Genomic DNA, 21,199 nt, shown 5'->3' on the forward strand with positions numbered 1-21,199 from the left:
ACATGCCTGCGCGGCATGTGCGGTGCGGCCCGGCGTCAGTGCCGGCCGCCGCACACCGGGCAATCGGCCTGGCGCGCGATCTTCATCGTCGTCCATTCCATCCGCAGCGCATCGAGCATCATCAGCCGGCCGTTCAGCGTCGCGCCGATGCCGCCGATCACGCGCAGCGCCTCGGCCGCCTGCATCGCGCCGATGATCCCGACCGTCGGCGCGAACACGCCCATCGTTGCGCATGCGACTTCCTCGAACGGCTGGTCTTCCGGAAACACGCACGCGTAGCAGGGCGCCGCCGGGTCGCGGAAGTCGAACGTGCTGATCTGCCCGTCGAAGCGCAGCGCCGCGCCCGACACGAGCGGCACGCGATGCGCGACGCATGCGCGGTTGATCGCGTGGCGGGTCGCGAAGTTGTCGGTGCAGTCGAGCAAGACGCTCGCGTGCGGCACGTGCGCGGCGAGCCACGCGTCGTCGACGCGCTCGGCGACCGCGTGCACGGTCACGTCCGGGTTCAGCTGCGCGAGCGCGTCGCGCCCCGATTCCACTTTCTTGCGCCCGACCGATGCCGTCACGTGCAGGATCTGCCGCTGCAGGTTCGTGAGATCGACCGTGTCCGCGTCGACGAGCGTGATCGTGCCGACGCCGGAGGCCGCGAGATACATCGCCGCGGGCGAGCCGAGGCCGCCCGCGCCGACGACGATCGCATGCGCGTCGAGAAAGCGCTGCTGCGCCTCGATGCCGATTTCGTCGACGAGGATGTGGCGGGAATAGCGGAGGAGTTGATCGTCGTTCATGAGTGGGCTGCAGGCGAGACGCGGTGCTGAGCTGTGCGGACTTTGCGTACGTATTCTAGGCGCGCATGAAAAACGGGCCATCGCGGTCTTCCCGCGATGGCCCGTCGGATGCTGGCCGGCGCTTATTGCGGCGCCGAAGCGGGCGCCGGTTTCGTCGCGGCCGGCTTGGCCGCCGCCGCGGCCTTCGAGGCCGTCGTCGACTTGCCGGTCGGACCCTGCGTGCCTTCCGCGAGCAGCGACTTCGACTCCTGCACCGGCTTGCCCTCGAGCTTCGCGAGCGCCTGCTGCATCATGAAGTCGTCCGCACTGCCGAACTCGACCGGCTTGCGGTCGCGATCCTTCTGGCGCTGCTCGGGCGTCTTCTTGTCGTTCTGCTCTTCCAGGACGCGCAGCTGGTCCATCCGGCGCTGCTCGCGATCTTCCTGTTCCTTCTTCTCGTTCGGATCCTGCGTGTTCGCGAGGTGGTTCGTGTAGTCGACTTCGCGCGTCACGAGCACGTCGTCCGGATCGCCGTCCGCGTACTGGTCGACCGGCACGTCCGGCGAGATGCCCTTGTTCTGGATCGAACGGCCGCTCGGCGTGTAGTAGTACGCGGTCGTCAGGCGCAGCGCGGTGTCGGCCGTCATCGGGCGGACCGTCTGCACCGAGCCCTTGCCGAACGTCGTCTTGCCCATGATCAGCGCGCGCTTCGAATCCTGCAGCGCACCCGCGACGATTTCCGACGCGGACGCCGAATACGCGTTGGTCAGCACGACGATCGGCACGGTCTTGAAGACCGGCGGCAGGCCCTTCAGCGGATCGCCGTCGAACGACGGCAGGCGGTAGTTGTCGTAGGTGTCGCGGTAGACCTGCTTCGAATCGGGGATCTGGCCGTTGGTCGACACGACGACGGAATCCGGCGGCAGGAATGCGCCCGCGACGCCGACCGCGCTCTGCAGCAGGCCGCCGCCGTTGTTGCGCAGGTCGACGATCAGGCCCTTCAGGTTCGGCTGCTGGCGCGCGATGTCCTGCAGCTTCGCGGCGAGATCGGGCGTCGTGCGTTCCTGGAAGCTCGTGATGCGGATGTACGCGTAGCCCGGGTCGAGCAGCTTCATCTTCACGCTCTGGACCTTGATGATCGCGCGCGTGACCGTGACCGGGAACGTGCGGTCGTCGCTCTTGCGGAAGATCGTCAGCGTGACCTTGGTGCCCGGCTCGCCGCGCATCTGCTTGACGGCCTTGTCGAGCGTCATGCCGCGCACCGGCTTGTCGTTGATGCGGGTGATCAGGTCGCCCGGACGGATGCCGGCGCGGAACGCGGGGGTATCTTCGATCGGCGAGATCACCTTGACGAGGCCGTCTTCCTGCGAGATCTCGATGCCGAGACCCGCGAAGCGGCCCTTCGTCTGCTCCTGCAGCTCGTCATAGTCGGTCTTGTCGAGGAACGACGAGTGCGGGTCGAGGCTTGACACCATGCCCTTGATCGCCGCCGTCAGCAGCTTCTTGTCGTCGACCGGCTCGACGTACTCGCGCTTGATCTGGCCGAACACTTCCGCGAACAGGCGGAGCTGGTCGAGGGGAAGCGGCGCCGTGACGGTCTGCTCGGCCGACGCGGAAATTTGCAGCGTGGCGAACACGCCCGTGGCAAGGCCCGCGGCAATCAGGCCGATGTTCTTCAATTTCATACGCATAGAGATCAGGTGCGGTCGGGAAGCGCGTGGCGGTAGCGGGGATGTAGCGGACAAGTATAACTGTTCGTCCGACTTGCCAGTGGAATGGGTCGAAACCGGTTCGACAGCACCCGGGCGAGGAGGTTCGCGCGAGGGCCCGCCGGGCCGGCGCAGGGCCGGCCCGGCGGGGCGGGATCAGCCCGCCTTGCCCTGCTTCGCGACGGCGGCCTGCGCCTTCGCGATCGCTTCCTGATCGCCGAGATAGTAGTGCTTGATCGGCTTCAGGTTCTCGTCGAGCTCATAGACGAGCGGCACGCCGTTCGGGATGTTCAGGCCGACGATGTCGCTGTCCGAGATGTCGTCGAGGTACTTGATCAGCGCGCGCAGCGAGTTGCCGTGCGCGGCGATCAGCACATCCTTGCCGGCCTTGATCGCCGGGGCGATCGACTCGTTCCACAGCGGCAGCACGCGCGCGACCGTGTCCTTCAGGCATTCGGTCAGCGGCAGCTGCTCGCGCGGTACCTTCGCGTAGCGCGGGTCGCCATACGGCGCGCGTTCGTCGGTCGGCTCGAGCGCGGGCGGCGGCGTGTCGTAGCTGCGGCGCCATACGAGGACCTGGTCGTCGCCGAACTTGGCGGCCGTTTCCGCCTTGTTCAGGCCGGACAGCGCGCCGTAGTGGCGCTCGTTGAGGCGCCACGTGTGCACGACGGGCAGGTACATCAGGTCCATCCGGTCCTGCACGTGCCACAGCGTGCGGATCGCGCGCTTGAGCACGGACGTGTACGCGATGTCGAACGTGTAGCCTGCCTCCTTGAGCAGTTCGCCGGCCCGGTAGGCCTCATTGGCGCCTTGTTCGGTCAGGTCGACGTCGACCCAGCCGGTGAAACGGTTTTCCTTGTTCCACGTCGATTCGCCGTGGCGGATGAGAACGAGCTTGTGCATGGATGCTTGCGGTCGGTAGTGAAGGAAGCGGTGCGCCGGGCGTCACGCCCGCGCAAGTCGGTTATTTTATAATGGCAGGATTGTCCTTTCCCGATTTCTCTTTTTCCGGCGGAATTCCGTGACGTTCTTTACCGATTACACGAACCTGGCCCTCATCGCGATCCTGCTGGTATCCGGCGGCCTGCTGGCCTGGCCGGCGCTGCGCCGCGGCCGCGGCGGCCTGTCGGCTGCCGAGGCGACGCAGCTCATCAATCGTCGCAACGCGGTCGTGATCGACCTGCGGCCCGCGTCCGAGTTCGCCGCCGGCCACCTGCCGTCGGCGCGCCAGGTCGAGGCGGGCGAGATCGGCGCGAAGATCGCCCAGGTCGCGAAGAACAAGAGCACCCCGGTGCTGCTCGTGTGCCAGAACGGCCAGCAGTCGCAGAAGGCGGCGCGCGCGGTCGAGGCGGCGGGCTATGCCGAAGTGCACGTGCTCGAAGGCGGCGTCGCCGCATGGCAGCAGGCCGGGATGCCGGTCGTCAAACAAGGAGTGGCGAAGTGAACAAAGTGGTCATGTACAGCACCCAGGTGTGCCCGTATTGCATCCAGGCCGAGCGGCTCCTGAAGCTGCGCGGCGTCGAGCAGATCGAGAAGGTGCTGATCGACAAGGATCCGTCGCGCCGTGACGAAATGATGTCGCGCACGGGCCGCCGCACGGTGCCGCAGATCTACATCGGCGACACGCACGTCGGCGGCTATGACGATCTGTCGAAGCTCGACCGCGCTGGCGGCCTCGTGCCGCTTCTGCAAGCCGCCTGATTAGGGCAGAATGGCCGCCGGCTGCGCAGCCAGGCGCGCAGGATCAACCGGAGCGGCCGGCAACGGCCGGCCGCTCCGTCACCACTTTTAGGGAAACAACATGTCCGACGTCGAAAACCAACCGTTCTTCAACATCCAGCGCGTCTACCTGAAGGATATGTCGCTCGAGCAGCCGAATTCGCCGGCGATCTTCCTCGAGCAGGACATGCCGTCGGTTGAAGTCGAGGTCGACGTCAAGGCCGAGCGCCTCGCGGACAGCGTGTTCGAAGTCGTCGTGTCGGGCACCGTGACGGCCAAGGTGAAGGACAAGGTCGCGTTCCTGATCGAAGCGAAGCAGGCCGGGATTTTTGACATTCGCAACATTCCTGACGAGCAGCTCGACCCGCTCGTCGGCATCGCGTGCCCGACGATCCTGTTCCCGTACCTGCGCTCGAACATTGCCGACGCGATCACGCGCGCGGGCTTCCCGCCGATCCACCTCGCCGAGATCAACTTCCAGGCGCTCTACGAGCAGCGTCTCGCGCAGCTGCAGCAGCAGCACGCGGGTGCAGCAGGCGCGCCGAACGGTTCGACGCTGAACTGACGCACGACCAAGGACCGGTGCTGGGTATGAAAGTAGCCGTTCTCGGCGCCGGTGCCTGGGGCACCGCGCTCGCGGGCCATCTGGCCGCGCGGCACGATACGCTTCTCTGGGCGCGCGACGCCGCGCTCATCGCCGGGCTGCAGGCCCGGCACGAAAATTCCCGCTATCTCGACGGCATCGCGCTGCCCGACGCATTGCGCTACGACGCAGATCTCGCCGCGGCGCTCGCGCACGGCGCCGCGGACGACGCGCTGTGCGTGATCGGCGCGCCCGTCGCCGGGCTGCGCGCGCTGTGCCGCGCGATGCGCGACGCCGGATGCGTGCCCGCGCACGTGATCTGGGTCTGCAAGGGCTTCGAGGCCGATACGCATCTGCTGCCGCATCAGGTGGTCGCGGCCGAACTGCCGGAACAGCTGAGCAACGGCGTGCTGTCCGGCCCGAGCTTCGCGCGCGAGGTCGGCCAGGGGCTGCCGGTCGCGCTGACGATCGCAAGCGCGTCGGCCGCGTGCCGCGAGCGCACGCTCGCGGCGTTCCATCACGGCGCGATGCGCATCTATACAGGCGACGACGTCGTCGGCGTCGAGGTCGGCGGCGCGGTGAAGAACGTGCTGGCGATCGCGACCGGCATCGCCGACGGCCTCGGCCTCGGCCTCAACGCACGCGCCGCGCTGATTACGCGCGGCCTCGCGGAAATGTCGCGGCTCGGCGTCGCGCTCGGCGGTCGCGCGGAAACCTTCACGGGCCTTACGGGCCTCGGCGACCTGATCCTCACCGCGACGGGCGACCTGTCGCGCAACCGCACGGTCGGCCTGCAACTGGCCGCCGGCCGTTCGCTGAACGATATCCTCGGCGCGCTCGGCCATGTCGCCGAAGGCGTGCGCTGTGCGCAGGCGGTGCTCGCGATCGCGCGTGCGCAGTCGCTCGAGATGCCGATCACCGAAGCCGTTTGCGGCGTGCTGTTCGACGGCGTCGCGCCGCGCGACGCCGTCAGCGGGCTGCTGCGCCGGGACGCGCGCGCGGAGTAGCGCGCGGAAGTCGTGCGGCGTGGTCGCGCGGCCGCGCAAAGCGGGCTACGCTTGAATCGTTTCCTTCGTTCGGGGAGGTCGTCATGCCCCAGATCGGTTCCACCACGCTCGACGCGCAGGTCGTCGACATCACGACTCTCGCGGTCGATGCGATCGTCAACGCGGCGAACGGCTCGCTGCTGGGCGGAGGCGGTGTCGACGGCGCCATCCACCGCGCGGCCGGCCCGGGCCTCGTCGCCGAATGCCGCACGCTTGGCGGCTGCGAAACCGGCGACGCGAAGCTCACGCGCGGCCACGGGCTGCCAGCGAAATACGTGATTCATGCGGTCGGCCCGGTGTGGCACGGCGGCGGCCAGCGTGAAGCCGAGATGCTTGCGTCGTGCTACCGGCGCGCGATCGAGCTGGCCGAGGAAGTCGCCTGCACGTCGATCGCGTTCCCGGCAATCAGCTGCGGAATCTATCGCTATCCGGCGGAGCAGGCGGTCGACATCGCGGTCGGCACGGTCATCGAGATGCTGCCGCAGGCGCCGAATCTTGCGCGCGTGATATTCGCGTGCTTTGCGCCGGACATGCTCGCGCTGTACCAGGCGCGGCTCGAGCGCGTCTAGCGTGCCGGCCGCGCCGGCCGCACGGGCCGGGCGGGTGTCAGGCGCCGCCTTCGAAGCCGGCCTGCCGCCACGCCTCGAACACGACCACCGCGACCGTATTCGACAGGTTCAGGCTGCGGTTGCCGGGCCGCATCGGCAGGCGCACGCGCTGCGTGGTCGGAAAGCGCTCGAGCAGCGGCGCGGGCAGGCCGCGTGTCTCCGAGCCGAACACGAACCAGTCGCCCGGCAGGAACGCGTGATCGTGGAAGCGGCCCGAGCCACGCGTCGTGAACGCGAACATCCGGACGGGGTCGGGCGTTTCGGCCGCGACGAACGCGTCCCAGTCGGCATGCACGCGCATTTTCGCATATTCGTGATAGTCGAGGCCTGCGCGGCGCATTTTCGCGTCGTCGAGCGGAAAGCCGAGCGGCTCGATCAGGTGCAGCCGTGCGCCGGTATTCGCGCACAGGCGGATCACGTTGCCGGTGTTCGGCGGAATTTCAGGTGCGACGAGGACGACGTTGAACATGGTTCGGTTTCGGCGGCCGCGCCTGGCGGGCCCGCACTCGGTGGGCCAGCCTCGCGGCCAGCCGGGTTCTTCTGACTGTCGCGGCCGCCGGCGGGCGGTCCGCTTCTCCATCTAGGGCCAGCGCAAGCCCGTTATTGGCGTGAACAGGCTCTAGTTAATCCCTGGCGGTGCGCAGCGCAACCAGATTCGTCACGCGTGCGGCGCCCGCCGCCTTCAGCGCCTGCGCCGCGGCGGCAAGCGTCGCACCCGACGTCATCACGTCGTCGACGAGTGCGACGTGGCGGCCCGCGACGTTCCCCGCGACCGCGAACGCCGCCGCGACATTGTCGCGCCGCGCGCGCCGGTCGAGCCGCGATTGCGGTGCGGTTTCCGCGATGCGCACGAGCAACGCCGCGTCGGCGCGCGTGCCGAGCTGCCGGGCGAGCGGCCGCGCGATGGCCCACGCCTGGTTGTAGCCGCGCGCGGCGAGCCGCCTGCGCGCGAGCGGCACCGGCGCGATCACGTCGAAGCGGCCGTCGGCGGCACGCGCATCGGCGGTGAGCCGCGCAAGCCGGAGCGCGAACTCGGCGCCGAGCGCCAGCCGCGCATGAAACTTCAGCCCGCGCGCGAGCCCGTCGAGCGGCGCGCGGTAATCGGCGAGCGCGAGTGTCGCATCGAACGGCGGCGGTGTCGCGCGGCACGCGTCGCACCGGTAATCGCATCGGGAACCGGCCGCACGCCTGGCGTGCCCCGGCGCGAGCGGTACCGCGCAGACCGTGCAGCGCGTGCGCGCTTCGTTCCAGTACGCGTCGTCGCATGCGGTGCAGATCACGGCATGTGACAAATTGCCGCACAGCGCGCAGCGGTTCGGCAGCGCGGCCGCTGCGAAACGCGCAGCCATCGCGCTGACCTGCGACACAACGACGCGCAGCTGTGGCGGAAACGGACGGAGAGGCATCGCAACGCTCCTGCCACCCCGTCTCAATGAAGCTTCCGGGGCGAGCGAGTATACTTCGGGCTCTTCGCCAGTGTGCCAGACATGTCCCCAGCATCGACCTCATCCAGCCGTCCGGCCTATGACGCCCGGCGTCTGCGGCGGATCTTCGACCGCCGTGCCGCCGCGTTCGACGCGGTCGCGTTCCTGCCGCGCGAGATCGCGCAGCGGATGTGCGAGCGTCTCGAATACATCAAGGTGAACCCCACGGCAGTGCTCGACGCGGGCTGCGGCGCGGGCGACGACCTGCCGGCGCTGCGCGCGCGCTTCCCGGAGGCGCCGGTGTTCGGCGTCGACCTGTCCGGCGCGATGCTCGCGCGGGCGGGGCAGCGCGAGGTCGAGCAGGCGAGCTGGCGCCGCTGGCTGCCCGCGTCGCTGGGCAAGGCGCTCGGCCAGCGCGGCCCGCGCGTCGCGCAGGCGGATTTCTCGGCGCTGCCGTTCGCGGCGGGCGCGTTCGACCTGCTCTGGTCGAACCTCGCGCTGCACTGGCATTCGCGTCCCGACACGGTGCTGCCCGAGTGGCAGCGGGTGCTGCGGGTCGACGGCCTGCTGATGTTCAGCACGCTCGGCCCCGATACGCTGCGCGAGCTGCGCGCGGCCTGCGCCGACGCCGAGGCCGCGCTCGGCATGGCGCCCGCGGCGCCCCGCGTGATCGATTTCGTCGACATGCACGACCTCGGCGACATGCTCGTCGAGAGCGGCTTCGACATCCCCGTGATGGACCAGGAAGTGCTGACCGTCACCTACAAATCTCCCGACTCGCTGCTGGCCGACGTGCGCCGCTGGGGCGCGTATCCGTTCGAGCGCGCGGCGCCGCAGCGCGCGACGCGGCGCTTCCGGCAGGCGCTCGGCGACGCGCTCGACGCGCGCCGGCGCGCGGACGGCACGATTCCGCTGACGTTCGAGGTGATCTACGGGCACGCGTGGAAGGCAGTGCCCCGCACGACCGCGGAAGGGCACGGCATCGTGCGTATCGAAGACATCGGAAAGGGACGTCCGAAGAATCGGTAAAGCGGTAAAGAGGGGTTTTGTTATGTCTGAAATTAGCGATGCAAAGCGGGGTCAAAATCACCCCTGAAATGGCCGGAAAGCTTGTCGCGCTTGGGTTGCGCGGCGATAGGCGCTTGCTTGTGGATGCCATTGAACCCGCCTATAATGCGTCAGCTTGTCGCCCTGGGGTCCCCGCAATACGGGGCGACGAGACCGATGCAGGCATGCATCGCATGCCATTCGCGCGAGGCGGCGATGGAGGCAGCGAGGGTTTCGACGGAAGCAGCGGACGTTGAACCGGTCCTCGAGGACTGGCTCATGAAGCGCAACTGTTCGGTGTCGCCGCGCCAGTTCGTGCTGTTTTACGCGTCGCTTGCGAGCGTTTCGCTGGCGATCGCGGCAATGCTGATGTTGTGGGGGGCGTGGCTCGTCATGCCTTTCACCGGAATCGAGCTGCTGGCGGTGGGTATCGCGTTTGCGATCCATGCGCGCCATGCGGTCGACTACGAACGCATCAGGCTGTTTCCGCACCGGCTCGTGATCGAGCGGATGGATGCGGAACGGCTCACGCAGATCGAATTCAACCCGCGCTGGGTGCGGGTCGAACCGGGCGCGACGCCACGCGATCCGATTCGGCTGGTGTCGCGCGGGCAGACCGTCGTGATCGGGCAGCATCTCGCGCAGTACCGGCGCGCGCAGTTTGCCGACGAGCTGCGGATGTCGCTGCGGCGCTGCGGTTGAACGGGGCGACCGGCGAGGGTGGCAGGTGCGGCTCAGGCGGCTTGCGACGGGGGAGGGTTTGAATGGAAATTTTGGGTAAGGATGCTATGAAAACAATCAAGCGAGCCCTCACGGGCGTGCTGGCATGCAGCGGATTGCTCTTTGCCGGTGCTGCTCTGGCGGTCGGTGATAGCCCGGGCGGTCCCCGCGTCAACGAGATCAACTTTCAGCCGCCTGTCACGAAGATCGCCGAGGAGCTCTACGATCTCCACACGATGATGCTGATCCTGTGTACGGTGATCTTCATCGGCGTGTTCGGCGTGATGTTCTATTCGATCTTCGCGCACCGCAAATCCAAAGGCTACAAGGCCGCCAATTTCCATGAAAGCACGACCGTCGAAATCATCTGGACGATCGTGCCGTTCATCATCGTCGTGCTGATGGCGCTGCCGGCGACGAAGGCCGTCGTCGCGATGAAGGACACGACGAACGCCGATCTCACGATCAAGGTCACCGGCTACCAGTGGAAGTGGGGCTACGACTACGTGAAGGGCCCGGGTGAAGGCATCAGCTTCCTGTCGACGCTGACGACCCCGCGTGACGAAGTGATGGGCAAGCAGCCGATCACCGATACCTACCTGCAGGAAGTCGACAACCCGCTCGTCGTGCCGGTCAACAAGAAGGTCCGCATCATCACGACCGCGAACGACGTCGTCCACTCGTGGTACGTGCCCGCATTCGGCGTGAAGCAGGATGCGATCCCCGGCTTCGTGCGCGATACGTGGTTCAAGGCCGAGAAGGTCGGCACCTTCCGCGGTTTCTGTACCGAGCTGTGCGGCAAGGAGCACGCGTACATGCCGGTCGTGGTCGAAGTGCTGTCGGATGAAGACTACGCGAAGTGGGTCACCGCGCAGAAGGCCAAGCTGGCCGGCGCCGAGGTCGATCCGCACCGGATTTACACGATGGCTGAACTCGTCACGCACGGCGAGGAAGTCTACAAGGCGAACTGCGCGGCGTGCCACCAGCCGAACGGCAAGGGTCTCGGCGCATTCCCGGCAATCGACGGCAGCCCGATCGCGAACGGCCCGATCGGCGCGCACGTCGAGCGCGTGCTGCACGGCAAGGGCGCGATGCCGTCTTGGTCGTCGCTGTCGGACCTCGACATCGCCGCGGTCGTCACGTACGAGCGCAACTCGTGGGGCAACCACAAGAACGACCTGCTGCAACCGAAGCAGGTGACGGACGCACGTAACGGCAAGCTGCCGGAAGACACCGCAGGCGCCGCGCCGGCGGAAGCGGCTTCGGCACCGGCGCAGGCCGCATCGGCGCCGGCAGCCCAGGCTGCAGCCGCGCTGTCGACGATCTATTTCGAAACGGGCAAGAGCGTGCTGCCGGCCGACGCACAGTCGGCGATCGCGGCGGCGGCCGACTATGCGAAGGCACATGCGGACGCGAAACTCGCGCTGTCGGGCTTCACCGACAAGACGGGCTCGGCCGACGCGAACGCCGAACTCGCCAAGCACCGTGCGCAAGCCGTGCGCGATGCGCTGAAGGCGGCGGGCGTGGCGGAAGACCGCATCATTATGAAGAAGCCGGAAACGATCACGGGCGGGGCTGACGCGAAGGAAGCCCGGCGTGTCGAGATCGGCCCGGCGGCCTGACGTGTCGCTGTGTTTGTCGACGTATTCGCATTAGGAGATTCTCATGTCTAGCATCGGGCACGACGTAGCCGCGGGCCACGCGCACGACGACCACGCGCACGAAACCCCGCACGGCTGGCGGCGCTGGCTGTACGCCACCAACCACAAGGATATCGGTACGCTGTACCTGTTGTTCTCGTTCATCATGTTCCTGTCGGGCGGCGTGATGGCGCTCGGCATCCGTGCCGAACTGTTCGAGCCGGGCCTGCAGATCATGCGTCCGGAGTTCTTCAATGAACTCACGACGATGCACGGCCTGATCATGGTGTTCGGCGCGATCATGCCGGCGTTCGTCGGCTTCGCGAACTGGATGATTCCGCTGCAGATCGGCGCGTCCGACATGGCGTTCGCGCGGATGAACAACTTCAGCTTCTGGCTGCTGCCGGTCGCAGCAGTGCTGCTGGTCGGCTCGTTCTTCGCGCCGGGCGGCGCGACGGCCGCGGGCTGGACGCTGTATGCGCCGCTGTCGACGCAGATGGGCCCGGGCATGGACTTCGCGATCTTCGCGGTCCACTTGATGGGCGCGTCGTCGATCATGGGCGGCATCAACATCGTCGTGACGATCCTGAACATGCGCGCGCCGGGCATGACGCTGATGAAGATGCCGATGTTCGCGTGGACGTGGCTGATCACCGCGTACCTGCTGATCGCCGTGATGCCGGTTCTGGCAGGCGCGATCACGATGGTGCTGTTCGACCGCCACTTCGGCACGTCGTTCTTCAACGCGGCAGGCGGCGGCGACCCGGTGATGTACCAGCACATCTTCTGGTTCTTCGGCCACCCCGAGGTGTACATCATGATTCTGCCGGCGTTCGGGATCGTGTCGCAGGTGATCCCGGCGTTCGCGCGCAAGACGCTGTTCGGCTACAGCTCGATGGTGTACGCGACGGCATCGATCGCGATCCTGTCGTTCATGGTCTGGGCGCACCACATGTTCGCGACCGGCATGCCGGTCACGGGCCAGCTGTTCTTCATGTACGCGACGATGCTGATCGCGGTGCCGACGGGCGTGAAGGTGTTCAACTGGCTGGCGACGATGTGGCGCGGTTCGATGACGTTCGAGACCCCGATGCTGTTCGCGATCGGCTTCCTGTTCGTGTTCACGTTCGGCGGCCTGACGGGCCTGATGCTCGCGATGGCGCCGCTCGACATCCAGTACCACGGCACTTACTTCGTGGTGGCGCACTTCCACTACGTGCTGGTGGCCGGTTCGCTGTTCGCGCTGTTCGCGGGCTGGTACTACTGGTCACCGAAGTGGACGGGCTGGATGTACAACGAGACGCGCGGCAAGATCCACTTCTGGGCGTCGATGATCTTCTTCAACCTGACGTTCTTCCCGATGCACTTCGTCGGTCTCGCGGGCATGCCGCGCCGCTATGCGGACTACCCGGCGCAGTTCACGGATTTCAACCAGGTCGCGACGATCGGCGCATTCGGCTTCGGCCTCGCGCAGGTGTACTTCCTGTTCGCGGTCGTGCTGCCGGCCTACCGTGGCGGCGGCGAGCTGGAGAAGGCGTCCGACAAGCCGTGGGATGGCGCGACGGGCCTCGAGTGGACGGTGCCGAGCCCGGCCCCCTTCCACACGTTCGAGCAACCGCCGCACGTCGAGTAATTCGTTTCACCGGATGTTCCGCTTCGCCTGCCGCCGCAGGCAGGCGAGGCGGAGCGTTCCACAGCAGGTTTCAGATGAACCGGAATCCACAACAAAGACGCACGCCCGAGCAGATCCGCGCGGGCAACAAGCGGCTCGGCCTGATTCTGCTTGCGATCGCCGCCGTTTTTTTTGTGGGTGTCGTGATCAAGCAGTGGTGGCTGTCCACTCACTGACGCAGTAGCGAGGACGTTGTCGTATGTCGAAGCCGGAAGCGGAGAACGCGGATCGCGCGTTCAACCGTTCGATGCTGGTGAAGCTGTTTGTCGTGGCGGGACTGATGTTCGGCTTCGGCTTCGCGCTCGTGCCGATGTATCGGGCAATCTGCCAGATCACCGGCATCAACAACCTCGTGCAGCGCGACGTCAGCGAGCGTGAGGCGAAGAACTCGCAGGTCGACACGAGCCGTACGGTGTCGGTCGAGTTCGACGCGAACGCGCGCGGCCCGCTGGGTTTCAAGCCGGAGCACAACAGCCTCGACGTGCATCCGGGCGAACTGACGACGATCGTGTACGACGTGACGAACGGCCAGGGCCGTCCGGTCGTCGCACAGGCGATCCCGAGCTACGCGCCGAAGCAGGCGACGGAGTTCTTCAAGAAGATCGAGTGCTTTTGCTTTACGCAGCAGACGCTGGCCGCGAACGAGTCGCGCAAGATGCCGGTGGTGTTCGTGATCGATCCGAAGCTGCCGAAGGACGTGAAGACGATCACGCTGTCGTACACGTTCTTCGAACTGAATACGCCGGCGCAGACGAGCGCCGGCACAGCGACACAGTCCGGCGCGACGAAGCCGGGCGCATGAAGACGGAGGCGGGGCGATGACGGGAGTCAAGCGGGGCGGCTCGTTCGGCCAGGCGTTGAAGGCGGTGTTGTGGTCGTTCTTCGGCGTGCGCAAGCGGCGTGACCTGGAAGCGGATGCAACGCAACTGAATCCGCTGCACGTGCTGATCGTCGCGTTGCTCGCGGCCGGCGTGTTCATCGGCGTGCTGATCCTGATCGTGCGCGCCGTCGTGGGCTGAGGCGGGTCGAGTCCACGGGCGACGAAAGAATGCAACGCGGAACGCCCCGGGCGTTTCGCGAAGGAAAGAGCGGCGGCCTTCGCGCCGCGCGAGAAATAAAGCCGGAGCGGTTTCCGGTACACAAATTGGACTGAAGTGGAGAATCAAGCATGAGCGGTCAAAACCAGACCCCGTACTATTTCGTGCCGCATCCGTCGCAGCATCCGATCAGCGCGGCCTGCGGCCTGCTGGTCATGCTCGGATCGGTGGCGCTGTGGATCAACGGTCACGACTGGGCACCGTATACCGCGTTGCTTGGCCTGCTGTGGCTGCTCTACACGCTGTACCACTGGTTCGGCGACTCGATCGCCGAATCCGAAGGCGGGATGTACGGCAAGAACGTCGACCGCTCGTACCGCTGGAGCATGAGCTGGTTCATCTTCTCCGAAGTGATGTTCTTCGGCGCATTCTTCGGCGCGCTGTTCTATGCGCGTGAAATCGCGCTGCACCAGCTCGGCAGCCTCGACTACAAGCTGATCTGGCCGGACTTCTCCGCCGTGTGGCCGAACGAAGGCCCGGCTGCGCTCGCCGGCCACTTCAAGACGATGGGCCCGTGGCCGGTCCCGACGCTGAACACCGCGTTCCTGCTGGCGTCGGGCGCGACGCTGACGGTGTCGCACCACGCGCTGCGTGACGACCACCGCCGCAAGGCGATCGCGTGGCTCGCCGCGACGGTCGTGCTTGGCGTGTGCTTCCTGTTCATGCAGGGCTTCGAGTACTACCATGCATACAACGAACTGAACCTGACGCTGAACTCGGGCGTGTACGGTTCGACGTTCTTCCTGCTGACGGGCTTTCACGGTTTCCACGTGTTCCTCGGCGGCACGATGCTCACGGTGGTGCTGGTGCGGATGATCCGCGGCCACTTCAAGCCGGAACACCACTTCGCCTTCGAAGGCGCCGCGTGGTACTGGCACTTCGTCGACGTCGTCTGGCTCGGCCTGTACGTCGTCGTCTACTGGCTGTAAATGAAGGACGGCCCGCGCAGCGATGCGCGGGCCGTTTGGTTTGATGGATGCCGGGCGGCGTGAACGCATCGTCCGGGAACCCAGGCGCCGCCGCGACTCAGTCAGTCAGGCGGCGCTTTTGCTTGGTGGCGCGGCCGTGCGGCGAAATGTCACATCGGTCACATCGTCGGCATCGGCGAATGCGTCAGCGCCCGATTGGAAGCCCGGTCGAATGGATCCAGCCCATCCAGTTCGCGAACAGGATGAACAGGAACAGCGAGATCGATAGCCCGACGCGGGTGGCGAGCGACCATGCCATGCGTTTCGTGTGGCCGCGGTCGTGCATCATGAAATACAGCGCCGAAGCCAGGCTGGCGATGATCAGGACGAAGGCGATGGGAACGAGGATGTGCATGAAGCGTACCGGACGACGGCAATTCGGAAGGAAGAGGATAATTATCGCACTTCGCATTCGTGAATGTGCCTGCGGGGCGGCCCGATGAAGATCCGCTGGCTGCCCGCGCTGCTGATCCTCGTGGTTGTCGCGGTGACGATCCGTCTCGGTTTCTGGCAGCGCGACCGCGCGCATCAGAAGGAGGCGCTGCAGGCGAACGTCGTGCGCTTCGAGCATGCGGCGCCCGTCGAGGTCGGCGCGCAGCCGATCCCGCTCGCGTCGATCGAGTTCCATCGCGTGCGCGCGGCGGGGCGCTTCATGCCCGAGCAGGCGGTGTTCCTCGACAATCGGCCGTATAACGACCAGCCGGGTTTTTACGTCGTGATGCCGTTTAAACTCACGGGCGGCGGCTACGTGCTCGTGAATCGCGGCTGGCTGCCGCGCAACATCGCCGATCGCACGACGATCGAGCCGTTCGCGACGCCCGCGGGCGACATCGAGATCGAAGGGATTGCGCGCGCCGACGCGTCGCGCGCATTCGAGCTCGGCGAAGGCGGCTCGGCGGCGCACCAGAAGATCCGCCAGAACCTGGACGTCGCCGCGTATGCGAAGGAAACCGGCCTGCCGCTGCAGCCGTTCGTGATCCAGCAGACGAGCGACGACGGCGACAAGCTGGTGCGCGACTGGCCGGCGCCGACGACCGGCGTCGAGCGCAATTACGGTTACATGTTTCAGTGGTGGGGCATGGCGGCGGCCGCGCTCGGTTTCGGCTTGTACGCAGCGCGGCGCGCTGCGAAGAAGTCGGCCGACGCATGAGCCGTGCGATGTCCGGACGCGGCGGCGACGCCGCGGGTATGTTTCGAGAGGTCTGATTTGTCCATTCAATCTTCCCGTCAGGGTGCCGCGCCCGTGTCGCCGGCCGCCAGAAAGCGCGGCCGCTGGATGCTCGTGCTGCTCGGGCTCATCTGTGCGGCGCCGATGATCGCGTCGTATGTCACCTATTACGTGATCAAGCCGAAGGGCGGCTCGACGAACTACGGCACGCTGATCGAGCCGCAGCGCCCGATCCCGCCGGCGCTGACCGTGACCGACGAGACCGGCAAGACGATGCCGCTCGCGTCGCTGCGCGGCGTCTGGCTGTTCGTGATGACCGATCGCAGCGCGTGCGACGACGCGTGTGCGAAGAAGCTCTATTTCATGCGCCAGGTGCGCGTCACGCAGGCCGGCGAACGGCACCGGATCACGATGGTGTGGCTGCGCAGCGATGCGGGCCCGGTCCCCGAGAAGGTGGACGCCGCGTATCCGGACACGCTCAAGCTGATCGCCGATCCGGCGGCGGTGGCCGCGTGGCTGCCGGCCGATGCCGGCACGCAGGACACCGACCATATCTACATGGTCGACCCGAACGGCAACCTGATGATGCGTTTCCCGAAGGACCCGAACCCCAGCAAGATCAAGGGGGATGTCACGAAGCTGCTGAAGTGGTCGAGCATCGGCTAACGCGAGAGGACGAGGCAATCCGATGTCGTATCTAATGCAACTCGGCCTGATCGGCTTCTGTATCGCGCTGCTGCCGCTGTCGTACGTGTGGGTGAAGGCTGACGACAACAAGTTCCGCAAGCTGGTGTGGATCACCACCTTCCTGACCCTCGATCTCGTGATGTTCGGCGGCTTCACGCGGCTGACCGATTCGGGCCTCGGCTGCCCGGACTGGCCGGGCTGCTACGGCACGTCGTCGCCGTTCATCGCGCATGCGGCGATCACGGCCGCGCACCAGGCGATGCCGACCGGCCCCGTCAGCATGACGAAGGCGTGGATCGAGATGATCCACCGCTATTTCGCGATGGCGATCGGCGTGCTGATCATCGCGCAGACGGTAATCGCGTGGGCCGCGCGTCTGCGCCGCCGTCCGCTGCACGTGTCGCCGTGGTGGCCGACGAGCCTGCTGCTGCTGATCGTCGTGCAGGGCGCGTTCGGCGCGTGGACGGTGACGATGAAGCTGCAGCCGGTGATCGTCACGATCCACCTGCTGCTCGGCCTGACGCTGCTCGGCACGCTCGGCTGGCTGGCCGCGCGGCAGACGCCGCTGCCCGCGTACGAGCCCGAGGCCGGCGGCTATCGCGCGGCCGCGCTCGCGGCGCTCGTGCTGCTCGTCGTGCAGATCGCGCTCGGCGGCTGGGTGAGCACCAACTACGCGGTGCTCGCGTGCACCGACTTCCCGACCTGCAACGGCCAGTGGATCCCGCCGATGGATTTCGAGCACGGCTTCCACCTGTGGCGCGCGCTCGGGATGACGAAGGACGGCGAGGCGATCACGCAGGACGCGCTCGTCGCGATCCACTGGACGCACCGCACGTTCGCGTTCGTCGTCGTCGCGTACCTCGTCGCGTTCGCGCTGAAGATGCGCCGTTTCGCGTCGCTGCGGCGTCCCGCGAACGGCGTGCTGCTGGTCGTCGTGCTGCAGTTCGTGACGGGTTTGACGAATATCGTGCTGCAGTGGCCTTTGCCGGTCGCGGTGGCCCACAACGGCGGCGCCGCGATCCTGCTGCTGCTCGTCGTCATGTTAAACTTTCGCATCCTTTCAAGCCGCCCCGGCCGTGTCGCGCTGCCTGCGCGCGACGCCGCCCCGGCGTGACCGTCCCCATGCAAAGCACCCTTTCCCAATCGCCCGGTAGCCGGTTTTCCCAGTACATGGCGCTGACGAAGCCGCGTGTCACGCAGCTCGCGGTGTTCTGCGCGGTGATCGGCATGTTTCTCGCGACACCGGGCATGGTGCCTTGGAAGGTGCTGGTCGGCGGCACGGTCGGCATCTGGCTGCTGGCGGGCGCGGCGTTCGCGATCAACTGTCTCGTCGAGCAGAAGATCGACGCGATGATGCGCCGCACCGCATGGCGTCCGTCCGCGCGCGGCGAGATCACGACCGTGCAGATCCTGCTGTTCTCGGCCGTGCTCGGCAGCGTCGGCGCATGGACGCTCTACACGTTCACGAACCCGCTGACGATGTGGCTGACGATCGCGACGTTCGTCGGCTACGCGGTGATCTACACGCTGCTGCTCAAGCCGATGACGCCGCAGAACATCGTGATCGGCGGCGCGTCCGGCGCGATGCCGCCGGCGCTCGGCTGGGCCGCGGTGACGGGCGCGCTGCCCGGCGACGCGTGGATCCTCGTGCTGATCATCTTCGTGTGGACGCCGCCGCATTTCTGGGTGCTCGCGCTGTATCGCCGCAAGGACTACGAGAACGCGGGCCTGCCGATGCTGCCCGTCACGCACGGCGAGAAGTTCACGCGGCTGCACATCCTGCTCTACACGGTGATCCTGTTCGCGGTCACGATGATGCCGTTCATCTCGGGGATGAGCGGGGCCGTCTACCTGACGAGCGCCGTGCTGCTCGGCGCGGTATTCCTCGCGTATGCGTGGAAGATCTACCGCGATTACTCCGACGACCTTGCCCGCAAGGCCTTCCGTTACTCGATCGTCTATCTGTCGCTGCTGTTCGCGGCGCTGCTCGTCGACCACTATGCGCGCCCGCTGCTCGGCGTGTAATCGCACGGTTTGAACGCAATGCTCCACTCATGGTTCGGGCGCCACGCGCGCCAAGGCTGGCTGTTCGCGTGCGCGCTGGCGCTCGCTTCGCTGCTCGCGGCGTGCGACAACGCGCCGAAATTCCAGAATCTCGACATCACCGGCAATACGCAGTTCGGCAGCGATTTCGCGCTGCCCGACACGACCGGCAAGGTGCGCACGCTCGCCGATTTCAAGGGCAAGGCCGTCGTGATGTTCTTCGGCTACACGCACTGCCCGGATGTCTGCCCGACGACGATGGCCGAGCTGTCCGAGGCGCTCAAGCAGCTCGGGCCGGATGCCGCGAAGCGCGTGCAGGTGCTGTTCGTGACCGTCGATCCGGAACGCGACACGGCTGCGCTGCTCGGCCAGTACGTGCCGGCGTTCGACCCGTCTTTCATCGGCCTGCGCCCGACGGACGACGCACAGCTGAAGAAGGTGACGAAGGATTTCCGCGTCTATTACGCGAAAGTGCCGGGCAAGACGCCCGGCAGCTACACGATGGATCACACCGCCGCCAGCTATGTGTTCGATACGAACGGCAAGCTGCGCCTGTTCGTGCGCGACGGCCAGGGCCCGGGCCCGTGGGTGCATGACCTGAAACTGCTGATCGGCTGATCGGCGCCGGCCGCCTGGCGGCAACGCCTGCCGCCTCGTGCGGCAGCGCTGCGCGCGTCGTCATGCGCGCTTCCTCTTCCTTTCCTTGCTTTCGCAGTTTATCCGCTGCCGCCCGGTGTCTGCCGCGCGGTCGACGCGCACCCGCGCACGCGGACCGTGCTGTTCACGTCAAGGCAGCGCGGGCAGGTTGAGGCCCGGCGCCGCGCGCGTCATCCGGAACTCGGTCACGCGGTACGTCGCGAGGCCTTCCGTGACGAACGGGTCGGTCTGCAGGATCGCTTCCAGTTCGTCCCGATCGATGCGGGCCGCGAGGATCACGCCGCCGTCGCGCGGCACCTTCGGCCCCGTCGCAATGAAGATTCCCCTGTCCAGCAGCGGCTGCAGATACGCGCGATGGCGTTCGAGCGCGTCGTCGATACGCTCGAGCGACGCGGTGTAGTGAATGTCGATGACGTACATGACTGGCCTCGGTAAGTCGCCGGCGCGCGATGCGCCGGCAAGGCGTTCTTGTAGCACAGCCCGCTGGCGCTGTCGCGCCGCAGCATCGGATCCTGCGGGAGCGGCGCAGCGCTGAAGCCGAAGACGGCGTCCGTCCGGCGCCGCCGTCTGCCTGCTTGCCGCATACCCATATGAGCGGGATGTATTTCACTTCCCGCCGATCCTGTGACACCATTTGCCCCTTTCCTGCGAGCCGGGACATACCCGTATCGCGCCCCTTTTTTTCAGTAAGCAAGAAAGCGAGAAACAGATGAACCGTCGCAGTCTCCTGAAGGTGTTTTCCGTGCTGGCAACCGGCGCCGCGTTGACGATGTCGGCTGGCGCACACGCCGAGGACAAGGTGATCAAGGTCGGCACGGTGTCCGGCCCGGACGCGGAAGTCTGGCAGGTCGTGCAGAAGGTCGCGAAGGACAAGGAAGGCCTGAACGTGAAGGTGATCGAGTTCAACGACTACGTGCAGCCGAACGCGGCGCTCGACGCGGGCGACCTCGACGCGAACAGCTTCCAGCACCAGCCCTACCTCGACAGCCAGGTGAAGCAGCGCGGCTACAAGATCGTCAGCGCGGGCCTGACCTACATCTCGCCGATGGGCATCTACTCGAAGAAGATCAAGGCGCTGAAGGACCTGCCGCAAGGCGCGAAGCTCGCGGTGCCGAACGATCCGTCGAACGAGAACCGCGCGCTGCTGCTGCTGCAGACGCAAGGCCTGATCAAGCTGAAGGCAGGCGCCGGCACGGGCGGCAACAACGCGACCGTGCTCGACATCGCCGACAACCCGAAGAAGCTGAAGATCTCCGAGCTCGACGCCGCGCAACTGCCGCGCGTGCTGTCCGACGTCGACGCGGCCGTGATCAACACGAACTACGCGCTCGCCGCGAACCTGCAGCCGACCAAGGACGCGCTCGCGCTCGAAGCGCTGACGAGCCCGTACGCGAACCTGATCGCCGTGCGCGCGAAGGACAAGGACCAGCCGTGGGTGAAGAAGCTGGTCAAGGCGTACCAGTCGCCGGAAGTGAAGGAATTCATCAAGAAGCAGTTCAAGGGCTCGATGGTCGCGTCGTTCTGAGCGCATCCCGCCGTCTGAACAAGGGCCTGCGCACATGCAGGCCCTTTTTTCATGCATCGCCAGCGCGGCGGTTGCGATCGAACGGACGCCCCCGCCTGCCGGGCATCCGGCCGTATTCG

26 protein-coding genes are annotated in these 21,199 nt (G+C 66.6%); 19 read left to right on the forward strand and 7 right to left on the reverse strand.

What is annotated here, in order from left to right:
• Nucleotides 1–35: 35 nt before the first annotated feature.
• The 3 genes from ACV229_RS14865 to gpmA form a co-directional block, all read right to left on the reverse strand.
• Nucleotides 36–788: a HesA/MoeB/ThiF family protein gene (locus ACV229_RS14865; RefSeq protein WP_448083877.1), complete on the reverse strand. Its 753-nt coding sequence runs from the start codon at nucleotides 786–788 to the stop codon at nucleotides 36–38.
• A 122-nt stretch (nucleotides 789–910) separates the two neighbouring features.
• Complete coding sequence (locus ACV229_RS14870) at nucleotides 911–2,458, reverse strand: S41 family peptidase (protein ID WP_448083878.1); 1,548 nt, start codon at nucleotides 2,456–2,458, stop codon at nucleotides 911–913.
• A gap of 174 nt (nucleotides 2,459–2,632) precedes the next feature.
• A complete protein-coding gene (gene gpmA, locus ACV229_RS14875) occupies nucleotides 2,633–3,379 on the reverse strand; it encodes a 2,3-diphosphoglycerate-dependent phosphoglycerate mutase (RefSeq protein WP_448083879.1) in 747 nt (248 codons plus the stop codon).
• Between the two features lie 118 nt (nucleotides 3,380–3,497).
• Here gpmA and ACV229_RS14880 point away from each other — a divergent pair, with 118 nt between their 5' ends.
• The 5 genes from ACV229_RS14880 (at nucleotide 3,498) to ACV229_RS14900 (ending at nucleotide 6,393) form a co-directional block, all read left to right on the forward strand.
• On the forward strand, nucleotides 3,498–3,920 hold the full coding sequence (locus tag ACV229_RS14880) for a rhodanese-like domain-containing protein (RefSeq protein ID WP_448077050.1): 423 nt from the start codon (nucleotides 3,498–3,500) through the stop codon (nucleotides 3,918–3,920).
• Nucleotides 3,917–4,177 (forward strand): glutaredoxin 3, encoded by a 261-nt coding sequence (grxC, locus tag ACV229_RS14885; protein ID WP_448077051.1) that lies wholly within the window; start codon nucleotides 3,917–3,919, stop codon nucleotides 4,175–4,177. The genes ACV229_RS14880 and grxC overlap by 4 nt, the downstream gene beginning before the upstream one ends.
• Nucleotides 4,178–4,277: 100 nt before the next feature.
• A complete protein-coding gene (gene secB / locus ACV229_RS14890; RefSeq protein ID WP_448083880.1) occupies nucleotides 4,278–4,760 on the forward strand; it encodes a protein-export chaperone SecB in 483 nt (160 codons plus the stop codon).
• Nucleotides 4,761–4,786: 26 nt separating this feature from the next.
• Nucleotides 4,787–5,785, forward strand: coding sequence for an NAD(P)H-dependent glycerol-3-phosphate dehydrogenase (locus ACV229_RS14895; protein ID WP_448083881.1), 999 nt, complete (start codon nucleotides 4,787–4,789; stop codon nucleotides 5,783–5,785).
• A gap of 83 nt (nucleotides 5,786–5,868) precedes the next feature.
• Nucleotides 5,869–6,393 carry an O-acetyl-ADP-ribose deacetylase gene (locus tag ACV229_RS14900; RefSeq protein ID WP_448083882.1) on the forward strand — a complete coding sequence of 175 codons (525 nt, stop codon included), beginning with the start codon at nucleotides 5,869–5,871 and terminating at the stop codon, nucleotides 6,391–6,393.
• A 37-nt stretch (nucleotides 6,394–6,430) separates the two neighbouring features.
• Here ACV229_RS14900 and trmL read toward each other — a convergent pair whose 3' ends face one another.
• Both trmL and ACV229_RS14910 read right to left on the reverse strand, forming a co-directional pair.
• A complete protein-coding gene (gene trmL, locus ACV229_RS14905; protein ID WP_448083883.1) occupies nucleotides 6,431–6,901 on the reverse strand; it encodes a tRNA (uridine(34)/cytosine(34)/5-carboxymethylaminomethyluridine(34)-2'-O)-methyltransferase TrmL in 471 nt (156 codons plus the stop codon).
• Between the two features lie 154 nt (nucleotides 6,902–7,055).
• A complete protein-coding gene (locus tag ACV229_RS14910) occupies nucleotides 7,056–7,838 on the reverse strand; it encodes a phosphoribosyltransferase family protein (RefSeq protein ID WP_448083884.1) in 783 nt (260 codons plus the stop codon).
• A gap of 81 nt (nucleotides 7,839–7,919) precedes the next feature.
• Here ACV229_RS14910 and ACV229_RS14915 point away from each other — a divergent pair, with 81 nt between their 5' ends.
• The 8 genes from ACV229_RS14915 to ACV229_RS14950 all read left to right on the forward strand — a co-directional run bounded on the left by ACV229_RS14915 (nucleotide 7,920) and on the right by ACV229_RS14950 (nucleotide 14,961).
• Complete coding sequence (locus ACV229_RS14915) at nucleotides 7,920–8,885, forward strand: methyltransferase domain-containing protein (RefSeq protein ID WP_448083885.1); 966 nt, start codon at nucleotides 7,920–7,922, stop codon at nucleotides 8,883–8,885.
• A 195-nt stretch (nucleotides 8,886–9,080) separates the two neighbouring features.
• The gene (locus ACV229_RS14920) at nucleotides 9,081–9,605 is read left to right on the forward strand and encodes a DUF2244 domain-containing protein (RefSeq protein WP_448083886.1); all 525 of its coding nucleotides are present in this window, start codon (nucleotides 9,081–9,083) and stop codon (nucleotides 9,603–9,605) included.
• 62 nt (nucleotides 9,606–9,667) lie between these two features.
• Nucleotides 9,668–11,245: a cytochrome c oxidase subunit II gene (coxB, locus tag ACV229_RS14925; RefSeq protein ID WP_448083887.1), complete on the forward strand. Its 1,578-nt coding sequence runs from the start codon at nucleotides 9,668–9,670 to the stop codon at nucleotides 11,243–11,245.
• 43 nt (nucleotides 11,246–11,288) lie between these two features.
• A complete protein-coding gene (ctaD, locus tag ACV229_RS14930; RefSeq protein WP_448083888.1) occupies nucleotides 11,289–12,896 on the forward strand; it encodes a cytochrome c oxidase subunit I in 1,608 nt (535 codons plus the stop codon).
• 74 nt (nucleotides 12,897–12,970) lie between these two features.
• Complete coding sequence (locus ACV229_RS14935) at nucleotides 12,971–13,111, forward strand: cytochrome oxidase small assembly protein (RefSeq protein ID WP_042586883.1); 141 nt, start codon at nucleotides 12,971–12,973, stop codon at nucleotides 13,109–13,111.
• Nucleotides 13,112–13,134: 23 nt separating this feature from the next.
• Nucleotides 13,135–13,737 (forward strand): cytochrome c oxidase assembly protein, encoded by a 603-nt coding sequence (locus ACV229_RS14940; protein ID WP_448083889.1) that lies wholly within the window; start codon nucleotides 13,135–13,137, stop codon nucleotides 13,735–13,737.
• A 16-nt stretch (nucleotides 13,738–13,753) separates the two neighbouring features.
• Nucleotides 13,754–13,954, forward strand: coding sequence for a DUF2970 domain-containing protein (locus ACV229_RS14945; protein WP_371141675.1), 201 nt, complete (start codon nucleotides 13,754–13,756; stop codon nucleotides 13,952–13,954).
• A gap of 149 nt (nucleotides 13,955–14,103) precedes the next feature.
• Nucleotides 14,104–14,961, forward strand: coding sequence for a cytochrome c oxidase subunit 3 (locus tag ACV229_RS14950; RefSeq protein ID WP_448083890.1), 858 nt, complete (start codon nucleotides 14,104–14,106; stop codon nucleotides 14,959–14,961).
• A 184-nt stretch (nucleotides 14,962–15,145) separates the two neighbouring features.
• Here the strand turns inward: ACV229_RS14950 and ACV229_RS14955 are convergent, their stop codons facing one another.
• Nucleotides 15,146–15,355 (reverse strand): twin transmembrane helix small protein, encoded by a 210-nt coding sequence (locus ACV229_RS14955; RefSeq protein ID WP_448083891.1) that lies wholly within the window; start codon nucleotides 15,353–15,355, stop codon nucleotides 15,146–15,148.
• An 84-nt stretch (nucleotides 15,356–15,439) separates the two neighbouring features.
• Here ACV229_RS14955 and ACV229_RS14960 point away from each other — a divergent pair, with 84 nt between their 5' ends.
• From ACV229_RS14960 to ACV229_RS14980, 5 genes are all read left to right on the forward strand, one after another.
• On the forward strand, nucleotides 15,440–16,150 hold the full coding sequence (locus ACV229_RS14960) for an SURF1 family protein (RefSeq protein ID WP_448083892.1): 711 nt from the start codon (nucleotides 15,440–15,442) through the stop codon (nucleotides 16,148–16,150).
• A gap of 63 nt (nucleotides 16,151–16,213) precedes the next feature.
• The gene (locus ACV229_RS14965) at nucleotides 16,214–16,834 is read left to right on the forward strand and encodes an SCO family protein (protein ID WP_448083978.1); all 621 of its coding nucleotides are present in this window, start codon (nucleotides 16,214–16,216) and stop codon (nucleotides 16,832–16,834) included.
• Nucleotides 16,835–16,856: 22 nt separating this feature from the next.
• Complete coding sequence (locus ACV229_RS14970; RefSeq protein WP_448083893.1) at nucleotides 16,857–17,969, forward strand: COX15/CtaA family protein; 1,113 nt, start codon at nucleotides 16,857–16,859, stop codon at nucleotides 17,967–17,969.
• An 8-nt stretch (nucleotides 17,970–17,977) separates the two neighbouring features.
• Nucleotides 17,978–18,880 (forward strand): heme o synthase, encoded by a 903-nt coding sequence (gene cyoE / locus ACV229_RS14975; protein ID WP_448083894.1) that lies wholly within the window; start codon nucleotides 17,978–17,980, stop codon nucleotides 18,878–18,880.
• Between the two features lie 18 nt (nucleotides 18,881–18,898).
• On the forward strand, nucleotides 18,899–19,516 hold the full coding sequence (locus ACV229_RS14980; protein WP_448083895.1) for an SCO family protein: 618 nt from the start codon (nucleotides 18,899–18,901) through the stop codon (nucleotides 19,514–19,516).
• A gap of 168 nt (nucleotides 19,517–19,684) precedes the next feature.
• Here ACV229_RS14980 and ACV229_RS14985 read toward each other — a convergent pair whose 3' ends face one another.
• Nucleotides 19,685–19,975 (reverse strand): YciI family protein, encoded by a 291-nt coding sequence (locus ACV229_RS14985; protein ID WP_448083896.1) that lies wholly within the window; start codon nucleotides 19,973–19,975, stop codon nucleotides 19,685–19,687.
• A 289-nt stretch (nucleotides 19,976–20,264) separates the two neighbouring features.
• Between ACV229_RS14985 and ACV229_RS14990 the strand changes: the two genes are divergently transcribed.
• On the forward strand, nucleotides 20,265–21,080 hold the full coding sequence (locus ACV229_RS14990) for a MetQ/NlpA family ABC transporter substrate-binding protein (protein WP_448083897.1): 816 nt from the start codon (nucleotides 20,265–20,267) through the stop codon (nucleotides 21,078–21,080).
• Nucleotides 21,081–21,199 lie beyond the last annotated feature (119 nt).

The organism is Burkholderia sp. MR1-5-21 (genome assembly GCF_053427715.1).

What these genes read in the sequence shown, in the direction of transcription:
- ACV229_RS14865 (WP_448083877.1), bottom strand. Translation starts at nt 788, where the DNA reads ATGAACGACGATCAACTCCTCCGCTATTCCCGCCACATCCTCGTCGAC.
- ACV229_RS14870 (WP_448083878.1), bottom strand. Translation starts at nt 2,458, where the DNA reads ATGCGTATGAAATTGAAGAACATCGGCCTGATTGCCGCGGGCCTTGCC.
- gpmA (WP_448083879.1), bottom strand. Translation starts at nt 3,379, where the DNA reads ATGCACAAGCTCGTTCTCATCCGCCACGGCGAATCGACGTGGAACAAG.
- secB (WP_448083880.1), top strand. Translation starts at nt 4,278, where the DNA reads ATGTCCGACGTCGAAAACCAACCGTTCTTCAACATCCAGCGCGTCTAC.
- ACV229_RS14895 (WP_448083881.1), top strand. Translation starts at nt 4,787, where the DNA reads ATGAAAGTAGCCGTTCTCGGCGCCGGTGCCTGGGGCACCGCGCTCGCG.
- ACV229_RS14900 (WP_448083882.1), top strand. Translation starts at nt 5,869, where the DNA reads ATGCCCCAGATCGGTTCCACCACGCTCGACGCGCAGGTCGTCGACATC.
- trmL (WP_448083883.1), bottom strand. Translation starts at nt 6,901, where the DNA reads ATGTTCAACGTCGTCCTCGTCGCACCTGAAATTCCGCCGAACACCGGC.
- ACV229_RS14910 (WP_448083884.1), bottom strand. Translation starts at nt 7,838, where the DNA reads ATGCCTCTCCGTCCGTTTCCGCCACAGCTGCGCGTCGTTGTGTCGCAG.
- ACV229_RS14915 (WP_448083885.1), top strand. Translation starts at nt 7,920, where the DNA reads ATGTCCCCAGCATCGACCTCATCCAGCCGTCCGGCCTATGACGCCCGG.
- ACV229_RS14920 (WP_448083886.1), top strand. Translation starts at nt 9,081, where the DNA reads ATGCAGGCATGCATCGCATGCCATTCGCGCGAGGCGGCGATGGAGGCA.
- coxB (WP_448083887.1), top strand. Translation starts at nt 9,668, where the DNA reads ATGGAAATTTTGGGTAAGGATGCTATGAAAACAATCAAGCGAGCCCTC.
- ctaD (WP_448083888.1), top strand. Translation starts at nt 11,289, where the DNA reads ATGTCTAGCATCGGGCACGACGTAGCCGCGGGCCACGCGCACGACGAC.
- ACV229_RS14935 (WP_042586883.1), top strand. Translation starts at nt 12,971, where the DNA reads ATGAACCGGAATCCACAACAAAGACGCACGCCCGAGCAGATCCGCGCG.
- ACV229_RS14940 (WP_448083889.1), top strand. Translation starts at nt 13,135, where the DNA reads ATGTCGAAGCCGGAAGCGGAGAACGCGGATCGCGCGTTCAACCGTTCG.
- ACV229_RS14945 (WP_371141675.1), top strand. Translation starts at nt 13,754, where the DNA reads ATGACGGGAGTCAAGCGGGGCGGCTCGTTCGGCCAGGCGTTGAAGGCG.
- ACV229_RS14950 (WP_448083890.1), top strand. Translation starts at nt 14,104, where the DNA reads ATGAGCGGTCAAAACCAGACCCCGTACTATTTCGTGCCGCATCCGTCG.
- ACV229_RS14955 (WP_448083891.1), bottom strand. Translation starts at nt 15,355, where the DNA reads ATGCACATCCTCGTTCCCATCGCCTTCGTCCTGATCATCGCCAGCCTG.
- ACV229_RS14960 (WP_448083892.1), top strand. Translation starts at nt 15,440, where the DNA reads ATGAAGATCCGCTGGCTGCCCGCGCTGCTGATCCTCGTGGTTGTCGCG.
- ACV229_RS14970 (WP_448083893.1), top strand. Translation starts at nt 16,857, where the DNA reads ATGTCGTATCTAATGCAACTCGGCCTGATCGGCTTCTGTATCGCGCTG.
- cyoE (WP_448083894.1), top strand. Translation starts at nt 17,978, where the DNA reads ATGCAAAGCACCCTTTCCCAATCGCCCGGTAGCCGGTTTTCCCAGTAC.
- ACV229_RS14980 (WP_448083895.1), top strand. Translation starts at nt 18,899, where the DNA reads ATGCTCCACTCATGGTTCGGGCGCCACGCGCGCCAAGGCTGGCTGTTC.
- ACV229_RS14985 (WP_448083896.1), bottom strand. Translation starts at nt 19,975, where the DNA reads ATGTACGTCATCGACATTCACTACACCGCGTCGCTCGAGCGTATCGAC.
- ACV229_RS14990 (WP_448083897.1), top strand. Translation starts at nt 20,265, where the DNA reads ATGAACCGTCGCAGTCTCCTGAAGGTGTTTTCCGTGCTGGCAACCGGC.